This window comes from Sphingobacterium sp. Ag1, assembly GCF_000988325.1.
In the GTDB taxonomy this organism is placed as follows: Bacteria; Bacteroidota; Bacteroidia; order Sphingobacteriales; family Sphingobacteriaceae; genus Sphingobacterium.
In genome coordinates this window covers 294,159-305,582 of the sequence record NZ_LBGU01000041.1, presented here as the reverse complement: position 1 = coordinate 305,582, position 11,424 = coordinate 294,159, and the positions used below count along the sequence as shown (strand labels likewise).

General features: G+C 41.0%; 14 protein-coding genes and 1 pseudogene. 12 read left to right on the top strand and 3 right to left on the bottom strand.

What is annotated here, in order from left to right; all coding sequences use genetic code 11:
* The 3 genes and pseudogenes from AAW12_RS26300 to AAW12_RS25645 form a co-directional block, all read right to left on the bottom strand.
* Positions 1-192, bottom strand: a pseudogene (locus tag AAW12_RS26300) (aspartate aminotransferase); the annotation flags it as partial.
* A 560-nt stretch (positions 193-752) separates the two neighbouring features.
* Positions 753-1,481, bottom strand: coding sequence for a hypothetical protein (locus AAW12_RS16145; protein ID WP_046674662.1), 729 nt, complete (start codon positions 1,479-1,481; stop codon positions 753-755).
* Between the two features lie 13 nt (positions 1,482-1,494).
* Positions 1,495-1,944, bottom strand: coding sequence for a helix-turn-helix transcriptional regulator (locus AAW12_RS25645; protein WP_053003751.1), 450 nt, complete (start codon positions 1,942-1,944; stop codon positions 1,495-1,497).
* 129 nt (positions 1,945-2,073) lie between these two features.
* On the opposite strand from AAW12_RS25645, the gene AAW12_RS16135 reads away from it, so the two are divergent.
* The 12 genes from AAW12_RS16135 to AAW12_RS16085 all read left to right on the top strand — a co-directional run bounded on the left by AAW12_RS16135 (position 2,074) and on the right by AAW12_RS16085 (position 11,423).
* Complete coding sequence (locus tag AAW12_RS16135; RefSeq protein ID WP_156167675.1) at positions 2,074-2,358, top strand: hypothetical protein; 285 nt, start codon at positions 2,074-2,076, stop codon at positions 2,356-2,358.
* A 244-nt stretch (positions 2,359-2,602) separates the two neighbouring features.
* Positions 2,603-2,947, top strand: a complete 345-nt coding sequence (locus AAW12_RS16130; protein WP_046674660.1) for a DUF4406 domain-containing protein — start codon at positions 2,603-2,605, stop codon at positions 2,945-2,947.
* Between the two features lie 4 nt (positions 2,948-2,951).
* The gene (locus tag AAW12_RS16125) at positions 2,952-3,383 is read left to right on the top strand and encodes a hypothetical protein (RefSeq protein WP_046674659.1); all 432 of its coding nucleotides are present in this window, start codon (positions 2,952-2,954) and stop codon (positions 3,381-3,383) included.
* A gap of 2 nt (positions 3,384-3,385) precedes the next feature.
* A complete protein-coding gene (locus AAW12_RS16120; protein ID WP_046674658.1) occupies positions 3,386-3,826 on the top strand; it encodes a hypothetical protein in 441 nt (146 codons plus the stop codon).
* A gap of 101 nt (positions 3,827-3,927) precedes the next feature.
* Complete coding sequence (locus tag AAW12_RS16115) at positions 3,928-4,296, top strand: hypothetical protein (RefSeq protein WP_156167674.1); 369 nt, start codon at positions 3,928-3,930, stop codon at positions 4,294-4,296.
* A 191-nt stretch (positions 4,297-4,487) separates the two neighbouring features.
* Positions 4,488-7,544: a hypothetical protein gene (locus AAW12_RS16110; protein ID WP_046674656.1), complete on the top strand. Its 3,057-nt coding sequence runs from the start codon at positions 4,488-4,490 to the stop codon at positions 7,542-7,544.
* A gap of 18 nt (positions 7,545-7,562) precedes the next feature.
* Positions 7,563-8,522 (top strand): hypothetical protein, encoded by a 960-nt coding sequence (locus AAW12_RS16105; RefSeq protein WP_046674655.1) that lies wholly within the window; start codon positions 7,563-7,565, stop codon positions 8,520-8,522.
* Positions 8,523-8,524: 2 nt separating this feature from the next.
* Positions 8,525-8,743, top strand: coding sequence for a hypothetical protein (locus AAW12_RS16100; protein ID WP_046674654.1), 219 nt, complete (start codon positions 8,525-8,527; stop codon positions 8,741-8,743).
* The gene (locus tag AAW12_RS16095; RefSeq protein WP_046674653.1) at positions 8,718-9,023 is read left to right on the top strand and encodes a hypothetical protein; all 306 of its coding nucleotides are present in this window, start codon (positions 8,718-8,720) and stop codon (positions 9,021-9,023) included. The genes AAW12_RS16100 and AAW12_RS16095 overlap by 26 nt, the downstream gene beginning before the upstream one ends.
* Before the next feature lie 125 nt (positions 9,024-9,148).
* On the top strand, positions 9,149-9,325 hold the full coding sequence (locus AAW12_RS26295) for a hypothetical protein (protein WP_156167673.1): 177 nt from the start codon (positions 9,149-9,151) through the stop codon (positions 9,323-9,325).
* Positions 9,297-9,896, top strand: a complete 600-nt coding sequence (locus AAW12_RS16090; RefSeq protein WP_046674652.1) for a hypothetical protein — start codon at positions 9,297-9,299, stop codon at positions 9,894-9,896. The genes AAW12_RS26295 and AAW12_RS16090 overlap by 29 nt, the downstream gene beginning before the upstream one ends.
* 3 nt (positions 9,897-9,899) lie before the next feature.
* Entirely contained in the window at positions 9,900-11,423 is a 1,524-nt protein-coding gene (locus AAW12_RS16085; protein ID WP_046674651.1) for a DNA cytosine methyltransferase, read from the top strand.
* The last annotated feature ends 1 nt before the right edge of the window (position 11,424 follow it).

Genomic DNA, 11,424 nt, shown 5'->3' with positions numbered 1-11,424 from the left:
CATGGTTTCTTTAACACCTGTATCCAACAGGAAGTTCATCATATATCCGTTTACCTGCACAGGTATAATGACTAGGTTATGGACAAAAAGAAAAGGAAATTTAACATTCTTTTTCTCGTTTAAGACAAAGCCCACTTGTCCCTGCGTCATGAAAAAACACAACAGTGCCAGCGATAAAAAAACTGTTTTCATCCAAGTTTATATTTGGTATTTCCAATTTAAACAAGATTATTCAGATTAACGAAAGTTTATAAAAAAAAGCTGATATTGTGTATTGCCAAATTTGACGGTAGTCGATTTACCCTTTTTATTACACCACATACAACGGCCGCCTTTTTGTGATATAAGTATTGCTCCTTTAATTTTTCTCTTTTCATTTTTAACAGTAGCAAATTCGGATCAAAGAGCAATCGTATTAACTCTTTAGACACTGCTTGTTCAGTGCTTGTTCAGTGCTCGTCCAGTGCTTGCTCAGTGACAACTGAACAAACAGTGATTAATCACTGTCTAAAAACTGCTTGAAAATTGGTATTAGGTACACGCTGGTATTAGGATATATCCGTTTTATTGTCTATCTTGATAAGTTGTTATCGGGGTATTGTAGCAATCGTCAGGTCAGAAAAACATAGGTGTATAAAAAAAAGCCACTTTACATATTGTAAAGTGGCTTTTAGTACCCGGAGCCGATATAATTAAACAACATATTATCAAACACTTACCTATCAAGGTGTACAAAAGGTGTACACAGAACATTATTTTTCCACCTTTTTCAATTTGTCATAAGCCGACATGATCCTACGGATATCATCCACCTGTGTACCGCTTAGCTTTCTATCAATGTATTTTTCGCCCTCTAAGCGTATTTTTACATCTCCGGAAGTTGTGGAAATGTTACGCATCATAGCCATTATTTTAGGAGTGGCATCAAGGTAAACCCATTCCTTTACAGTAGAGCCTGTAAAGACGTCTTGTTTTACGTCACGGTCAAAAATAATATCATATAGGTCTTCATCTGTCATAATGGATGCTCGATTCATAAATAACCAGTCACTACCTCGATAGTTTATTGCTAGTTTTAAATACACATTCACGCCATCAACAATCAAAAATGGTGATAGTGGAGAAAACTTAGCATTTTTAGCTTCAATTAAATAATGCATTTTGAACTCATCCCAAGATCGCTTTAACCCCTTCATATCCACTTTGCTAAGCGAGTCAATATGCTTAGTATGTGCATTACCAAATTCCATTGCCGCTAAGTCTTGGCGATATGCAATATATGAAGCCCGGTATGGGCTCCCTTCCGTCATTTCTGACAATCGTTCATCCAGCATTTTTAATTGATGATTACGACCAGATTCGCTAACTGGTCCTATTTCTTTTAACGCGGTTATGAAGGTAGAATCGGGAAGCCCTCCTCTTGCTTGCCCCAAAGCTGTCCCACCAGCCAACAACAGTAACCCTATAAAAAACTTTTTCATAAAATAATTTTGATTAACGTTTAAACATTGATACTAACTTCTGCAAATTGTTATTCTCTGCACGCAGAAGTTTAATTTCCTGTGCCTGTTTTTCAAAAATAGATTTCATATTATCTAAAAGGATATCGAACATCTCAGAATCCTCAGGTTCGTCAACAAGAAAATCCTCATGAACCGAGAAATTTTCTTGCGTTTTTGGACGATGTACAGTTTCTTCATAATAAGATTCACTTTGATTAAACATCGATCCTACTCCACGCGTTAACCATTCACGATTGACATTATATGCCTCTTCTAACTTCAATAGAAATTTCGCAGTAATATCCCTCACCCCTTTTTCATAAGCGGATATTGAAGCTTGCCTCACTCCCGTATCTTCCGCCATCTCGAATTGTGATTTTTTCAATTTGCTTCGCAAAAATTTAAATCGTTCAATAATTTTTTCTTTCTGAATATCAGCCATTTATTAAATAATTTACAACAATTGTTGTTACGGTTTACCATAATACTACATTTGTTGTATATATTTGTTGTAACAAAAAGGAAATACAAACAAAAACAACAATTAATATTAACAAAACGTAACAACAAAATGTCACGACAAAAAAACAACAGCACGGAAACAACAAAAGTCATGCCACAAAATGACAAAAGTTGTATAACTATTGATCCTGAAGAACTATTGTTTTTCTACCAAAACGTAGATGCACCGATTAAAAAGTTAGTAAGAGATGAACTCTTAAGGAATGGTATAAAAGTATCAAGACAACTAGTAGACAAAGAGTTAAGAACTCATAAACCGAAGCATGATAGAAATATTATAACAACTGCTCGTGAGATTCTATTTAGAGTTAAGCAAATAAGTTTTAATTCTTAATTCTTTTAAAACAACAAAAAAAGTACATCAACTTTGTTGTATATCTGACAACTGTATGGATTGTGGTACAACTGACGTGACACATCTGTATTATAAATACACCAAAATAAAAATAACCCCCACTAGAATACGGTAATTATTTAAAGTTCTTTATACCGGGGATCCTCAAGCTAGAAATAGAGCTGGGAAAACGTATGTCAAAAAATACAACATTTGTAATATTTAAAAAAACAAATACAACAAAATGAACAAAACACAGGTAACAGTCTACATAGCTGGCCCTATATCGGGGCATGATGATCTTAATCGGTCAGCATTCAAAACTATGCAAGACGAGCTGGAAAGCTTAGGATTTCACACGCTTAATCCCCACGAATTTTGCGAATCAATAAAATCCCCGAACCCATCAGATCCAAAATACTATCGTGCAGGCATGATCACATTGGCCAGCCAAGCTACTGATATCATTTTCCTAGACGGATGGCAGTATTCCGCAGGCGCTCAATTAGAGCATAAAGCCGCCGCACTATTCGGCATAGGCATCCACTTCAGCACAGAAGATCTAATCCGTAAATACTCAAATCAATAACATCATGAAAAAAGGATATATCATTATTGGCTCAAATGAAGCAGATAGAACCATACTAGCGAGACAGTTACTAAAAGACAAAAGGTATCTGCATGTTGGTGGACCCGAAAGTGTAGACGTTGAAATGATCACGGAACAGACAAGTTTTGTCGAATCCGATAGGCCAGCATTCAACTTTCTTCTCATCCACGATTTAAAATCATCTACAAAATTAAAGCAGTTAGTAAGCGGTTTGCCAAATGAGTATCGTGTGAATAATCTAAAAGGTCTTTGGATGTACAACGTCACCACAAAGAACGTATTTACATGCGAGCTTAAAGGGCTTGACTACGTTCTTTTCGACCATAACGCTTCTTGGCTGGAAGGCTACAGTGTGATAGACACAAATCTAAATTCAGTGCAATCAATTATTCAGTTCATCCAAGAGACTCGATAGTTATGAAAAAAGGATATGTAATTATCGGATCAAACACGGATAAGATTGATGCCATCGTTAACCATGTTTTATTGCGCAAAAGTTTCTTACACATTCAATCGGATAACACCGATATAATTCACCGGGACATCTGTTATGGAGGATCTTGCACGGCTCCATTTGACTATCTATTTATTGGTCCTGTTTCTAATGGTTTCAAACTGGCCAATGTAGTTAGAAATATCGGAGAAGTTTTTTGTGTGAACCCGCGTGGTAAAGAACGGTTTACCGTGACTCCAAAAAAGATCTTCACATGCGGCATTTCAATGGACGAATTGATGGAGCTAAAGATTTCGGCAACGTTGATCGTCACCTATCACGTAATCGACACTGATTTAGATTCAGTGCAATCAATTATTCAATTAATCGATCCAACCCCTTCGTCATGGAAAAAGCACTATTAATTGTGAGCCTAGCCACAAACATTGCCTTGTTTTTCATAGCGATCACAATGGCAAAAGCTATGATCAACATAGCCCGTTCCCGTACAAATAGAGTTAAAAGCATGACAGAAAAATTTATCAGTCTAGTGAAAACTCATTCATACAGGATAGAGAGATTTCAGACTGAATTAAAAATACCAAAACACGAATGTGAACCGCTGTTTCGATATGCTTATCGTCATCATCCTTATGACAGACTTGAATTTAAAAGTTTACCGAACTGGATCCAGCGACTTATCATCCAAGAACATGCGAAGGGAATTGCTGCAAATATAAAACTAAACAGTGAGATGATCCAAGCTCAGGTCTATGCTTCGGCAGAGTCCTATGACCTGACCGTGTATACGGAGATTTATTACAGCTTAATGAGCCCTCCTGATCACGTAGAGTTTTTCGCGAATGGTCTTAAAGACCAATATCCAAACATTTAATCCTAACTACGATGAAAACTGAATTATTAACATCACTTGTCAAAACGCAGGACGAGATCATAAAATTACAGGCTTCGCAAATCACAACATTAAAGCACGTAATAATTTTCCTGATCGTTTTCGGAATGGTCTTTTTCCTAGCACTATCCCTTATCATTTTATCACGTAAACCCGAAATAGAGGACTAAATCATGTCAGAATATCGCATAGACATACAGGACATTTTCGACGCTACCAACGGCGGACTGGATATCATCATTGATTTATATCCGGACGCAGAGGAAAGTGCTCGGAACCGCAATAAAAAATTCAAGCTACGCACTGAAAAAACAGCGTCTGCAAATCTGTTCAAGAATCAAAATGACATTTGGATAGTAACGGATTTTGGGGGCGGTCAAGAAGCAAAGGGCAAGAATGCGGTAGAATTCTACAGGACGGAAAACGGAATTGATTTCGTAACCGCGATCAATGAACTGGCCTTGAGATACAACGTCCAAGGTGCGGATCCTTCCAAGGCTCCGAAGCCGATCAAAACAACGCAACCAGCAGCTAGCGATCAGGACGAAAAGCAATATTACTACAAGGTCAAAGAAACTTTGAGTGAAAAGGAAATTGAACACCTTTTTCCGCGTTACGCATTGACAGCAATCGGGTGGAGAACCGGGGCAGATGATCACGCGGTAAATGCCCGTAAGGCAGCTGCAAAAAAGGTCCATGAGGTATGTAAGAAATACAATTTTTGGGCACTGGAATCATATAGCTATATAGATAACCGTATAGCCAATGTGTACAGCTCTACGGATGATTACCCGATGTTTGCTTGGATAGAAAAGCTAAATGACAAAGAAACTTTTGCTAAGATCTATGTGCCAAAACACATCAACAAAGGCAATAGGTTCAGATATTCGGGGCAGCGTCCGAAAGATTTTCTACATGGTTTGTCGCAGGCACAGCAAGAATTCAGACGGCGTGAACTGGAAGCGGAAAAAGATAACAAATCCGACGATGAGGAAACCGATCATGAGGGGAATCCGCTGCCGTCCAAAAAGAAGAAAGTCGTAGCCGAAAAGATTGATGAGCTTTTGTATTTAAGCGGTGGCAGCGATGCGCTCACAGCAGCACTATTGGGCTACTGGGTAACCTGGCCTAACTCCGAAACGGCTACACTCACACAGCAGCAATATTGGAATATGTCTTATATCGCTGACAAAGTCATCCAATTACAGGATATTGATGACACAGGTATCGCACAGGCCCATATCAAAGCAATGGACTACCTTGACCTTTTGACAGCAGAACTTCCAAAAGAGCTTACAAAGAAAAAAGACCGCCGTGGTGGAAGCTGCAAAGACCTTCGGGACTTCTTCAATCATTACAAAAATCAGGATTTTAAGGCTGTTCTAAATACCGCCCTTCCCTATCGTTTTTGGGACATTCGTCCGAAGTTCAGCGGCAAAGGCGAAGACCGGATCCAAACGGGATTTACGTTTGATTTCAACAACGTACATGCCTATAATTTTTTAGGTAAGAACGGTTTCTATCGTCTCAATTCGCCTGCTGAAAAAAACGGGTATATGTTCATTAAGATCGAAGGTAACATTGTCACCAAGATCGAACCAAATGAGGTTAAAAACTTTGTCCACAATTTCCTGCAGGAACGCCGTCTATCTACGGATCTGCGTAATGCGATGTACCGCACAACACAACTGTCGGAAAACAGTCTTTCAAACTTACCCCTTATTGAGGTCGACTTTAATGACACAGGTAAACATGAACAGTTTTACATGTTCCCAAATACCACTTTGCGCATTACAGCAGCTGGTATCGAACAGTACAATCCGGGATCTGTAAAACGGTTCATCTGGAAGGAAGATGTCATCGAGCACCATTTCAAATTAAATAAGGAAGAACCTTTCACGATTTGGATGGACGATAACACGGGACAATACGATATCCGGATCAACACAAAAGATGACCTGTTCCTCAATTACCTTATCCAAACATCAAGGATCCACTGGCGTACCGAACTGGAAACAAGATTGCAGAATCTTTCTCCTGCTGAACGTGAGGAATACAAAAAGGAAAACAAGTTCAATATCGCTGGCCCATTACTGACCCCGGAGGAAATAACCGAACAGAAACTGCACCTGATCAATAAAATCTTTGCGATCGGCTACATGATGCATAGGTTCAAGGATCCTGACAAACCGTGGTGCATTTTCGGGATGGACAACAAGATCAATGAGGACGGCGGATCTTATGGAGGTTCGGGAAAATCCATCGCACTGAATATTGCTTTATCCAAGGTGATGCGCAAGCGCTTCTATATTGGCGGCCGTAATCCGAAGATTACAGAAAATCAGTTTATCTACCACGGACTGACCGAGTACCACCGCTATGTATGTATTGATGATGCGCACGAATATCTGAATTTCCATTTCTTTTTTGACGTGATCACTGGGTCGCTTACTGTCAATCCAAAGAACACGGCACCGTATGAAATTCCTTATGCCAAGGTTGCCAAATTCTGCATTTCGTCCAATTATACGTTGCGCGATATCGACCCGTCCGTAGAGCGCAGGATCCTTTACACAGTATTCAGCGACTACTACCATAACAAAGGCGAAAGGGATGACTATAACGAGATCCGCAAGCCCTCACACGATTTTGGCAAGAACCTTTTCGACGATTTCACGCGCGAAGAATGGAATGCTTTCTACAATACAATGATGTACTGCGTACGGTTTTACCTGACCGTAGCCGAGAAACTGGACCCACCGATGTCGAACGTCAACATCCGGAATCTAAAAGCGGAAATGGGCCCTGATTTCGAAGAATGGGCAGCGGCTTACTTTGACGAGGGATCCACAAACGTAGACCGCCTTATCGTCCGCGAAGAGGCCTTCAAGGATTTCGATTATAAGTATCGCAAAGGATGGAAGACACAGCGTTTTTCGAAAGCTCTGCGCGCATTCTGTAAGCTCAATAATTACGAGCTATCACCTAAAGAACTGCATAACTCCAAAGGAAACAGGATCATTCACAAGACACCTGAAAAGCAGATACAGCGTGATGGCAGCTGGACAGAAACCGGACGTATGGTCAGCAAGGAATTTATGTACATCAAGACAAAGCACGATGTACCTCTGAATGTCAATGTAGATCCAGTAGCGGCAAAAGAAGCCATGAACAGACATGTAGATCTTCCGCCAGTACCAAAAGATAAACAGGAACAAATCAATTTTTAAAATTTTAATAACACAAAAATGAAATCAATTACACAAATCCACGTAGACGTTTCTACTCCTAAAAAAGCGAAAAAAGTTGCAGCTATTTTAATGTCTTTCCCTACACGAGTAAAAAAAATCGTATTGCACAGGCTTTCAGAGGGAGCCGTACCATACAGCCGCTATGCACTGATCGGATGTGTAGGCAGATTACAGATCTGGGACTTCGTTGAGCCAAGCGGCACGCACGAAGTGATCAGTCCTAAAAAACTTAAAAAGATGCTTTCCGGAACTTCATCCGGTAAGGCAGCTGATCCAATTAAAGATCTGCCCAAAGATATCCACGATATGATAAAGGAGTCGCTCGAATGTCCACCTTTTTCAACCCCGAAACCGTTTCCTACAAACGGCGTATCAATTAGGAAAATTTTTATTGACGAAGGAAAAGGCATTGACGGTATGACCTTGGAGCGTTTGCACAAACTTTGGCAATCATCTGATCGCACTCAAACAGTTGTGTCAGATTTTGCAAAGAAAATGGCAAATGATCATCCGATTAGAGTCCGTTTTTCTCCAATTATTCCATTCAGCGAATTCTTTGCTAAGCAATCGCCATCATTCCCACAGCCTTTTATAGACCATTGGAAAAATACACTTTTTAATTTTCCTCTCCCGCCCTTTAAAAACGTGCTTAAGGAATGGTTGAAATCGGAAGAAGAAAAAGCGATTGCTATGAAAATTCAAAAAGAAGCTGTGCTTATGCCAAAAGTCGGCGATTTAGTTAAGGCTTACGACGATGTCAATATAGGAATGACCGTAGATTTCGGACGAGAAAGACCAATTGAAGACAAATATTGTACGGTAGGGATATTGACAGATATTTCCTTTAATGGATCAGCCCGAGAATTTAGGGTGAACGATGGTCATTACTGGAATTATGCCGAAACGATTACACTGGAGGAAGCAAGAAATATTTACGGTATTAAAAAATCCTGCTAGCAATGAAGTACACCAATATCCTATTGGCTAAGCTGCCACATAAGCACTCCCGCCCGCTTCACGGAGGCACCGAGATCCGGACGTACAATTTGGAGCAGTCACGTGCAGAGGCGCAAAAGATCATCGATTCGGAAAAGCTACCGCTTACGATCGGGAACATTGATATCAGGGTCAGATCCTTTGTTGTCTACGAAAATGAGACCGAAGTACAATCCAAATGACAGGATCCGCATTCGTCTAGGTGTTCGATTTATCGATCACCTAGGCCGGATCTTTCAGGTCTACGAGACATTCCTTGGTCCTATAGATTCTATCAAATGGACAATGGAACTTATCGACGGCACCAAGATCCACGGATCTGACCGAAACGGTGACATACAGACGGCCATTGGTTTTTATCAGATGGACACTGAATACAATATCCCTACTGGGGATCTGATTATCCGGAAAATCGAATATATCGAAAAACTGCTGGACAATGACAACTTAAGAATCATTTAAATGAAATATCAATTCTTAATCCTCAATCATGAAAAATGGCACGAATGCACTAAATGCCATGAAATATTTGACATGCGCTTAGAGGGGCTCCATTGCCCTAGATGTGGCGCAGCTAACACAAAGTAATGAACAGACTGACGGACAAACAGCGGGATGAACTTTTTGAAGCCTGGTTATCGGGAACCTATACCATCTATCATTTGGGACAGATCTATAATGTCAGTCAGTCAACCGTAAGTAACATCATTAGTAAAAAATTGAAACAAAAACAAAATGAACACAATCAACACAAAAACACATAACGTTACAGGAAAAACCACACAGGAACACCAAGCCGATGCGATCCGGAAACTGCAGACAACAATCTGCGATATCGTTGGAATGGCAGGAGCACTTAAGTATTTTGTTTCGGAAGAATACGAAGCCAAGATCGAACTATTTGCCTATGCCCTACGCGGTACAAGATTGATCGGATTAAAGGATCTTGGCAAACAGATTGACAAGCATCTAACCGGGTTAAAAGAGATCGCAACAAGACTGGAAATCCGATTGATATTACCGGAACGCCATGCTATTGTTCAGGATACGCATTATGGTGTTTTACTTGCGTTAAAAGCATTATTAAACCTTCCTGAGAACCGGATCTACGAAGAGGCAATATTGCTTTCACAAAAGCCGATCCCTTACACACGCCGTCACCATTTTATTTTCTTCCTTGAGCAAGTATTGGATAAGGCACGTACGTCGGATCACGATGCCATCCAAATGGTGAAGGCTCTTTTGAATGACCTTAAGGAAGCCAATATCGAACCTGTAAAGGTCAATGCGCACAAACAAATGGAAATCAAAACAATGAAACCATTCGAGGGCTAGATCATGCAGGCGACAAAACAGAAGAAAAGATCTATCAGGTTTTTTAATAAGAAACAGTTTCATCTTGAATTTCCGAACGGCATAAAACCGAGAAAGGGAAAGGTGACCATGGGGGAATTTTTTGCAGGTGGCGGCGGATGGACATCCGGGGCCGAAGCTGTTCGGGATATCCAAACACTCTGGATCCTCAACCACGACGCCGTGGCTATCCGTACAAACGCCTTTCATCACAAAGGAACAAAAGTATATTGGGCAGATTTCTTTGCGCAGGACGAGCACCTTTTGGAGCCAGTTGACATCCTGCATGCGTCGGTGGAATGCCAGCCCCATAGCAATGCCAATGGCGGAAAGATCCGCGATATCGGTAGCTATATGATGGCCGACGAGCTGGTGCGCTACGTACGTCACCTTATGCCGCTAGTTCTTACCGTTGAAAACGTGCCTGAATTCAAAACGCAATGGGGGCCACTGGATGAAAACGGCAAACGGATCAAAGGGCGCGAGAACGAATATTTCAAACGCTGGGTTGCAACAATTCAGTCCCTTGGTTATGAATATACCGAGGACATCCGTAATGCCGCCGACGATGGCATCGCACAGCGCCGTGTACGCTACTTCGGAATGTTCCATCGACCAGGTATCAAAGTATCTTTTCCAAAGCGTACACATTCAAAAGATGGCAAAAATGGATTAAAGAAATGGGTTCCATGCCGTGACTTTATTAACCTTAATAAAGAAGGCCATAGTATTTTCGGCCGCCAGTTCAATAAAGCACTACCCCCACAGCACCGGAAACCTTTAGTGCCAAATTCGCTTGCTCGTATCGCCGGGGGCCTGCTCCGCCTATATCCCGAAGTTCACCAGTTTTTGGTACAATATTATGGTGGCGATAATTACGAGCGCTTCCAGACGCTAGATGAACCGCTTTTCACAGCACGCACCGCCAACTGCCATCAGTTGGTGACCACTACGGAGAAATTACGGTTCATTATGGACTACTGCCGGGGTGATATCTACACGAAGATTGAAGAGCCATTGAATACGCAGCTGACCTGGCAGACAAAAAACTTTGTCAATTTCGAGGGATTTATTTCTAGCTATCACGGGGGATCCATACAGGTGCAGCCACTTACCATTCCATTGGCCACGACTGACTGTAACGACCGTCACCCGCTTGTACGCCTTGAGAAACTACAGTTCATAGCGCAGTATTTCAACAGCAACGGCCATCCGGACAGAAATGTTTCATCCATCGACGAACCTCTGCCCCCCGTTATGACGAATTTCAAAAGCCAACTTGTAACCATATTGGACAATTTCGATATCAAAGTGCGCTTTTTGGATGCAGAGGAACTTGCTGGTTGCTCTTCGTTCGCACCTGGTTATTTCACGGATCCGGATCTGAAACTGTCGCATAAAGATGCTGTCCGTATGATCGGTAATGCTGTCCCACCGTTGTGGGCCACAAGGATCCTAAAGTACAACATCAAATCAATAAAATTATTTAAACAATCCCAACTTAACTAAC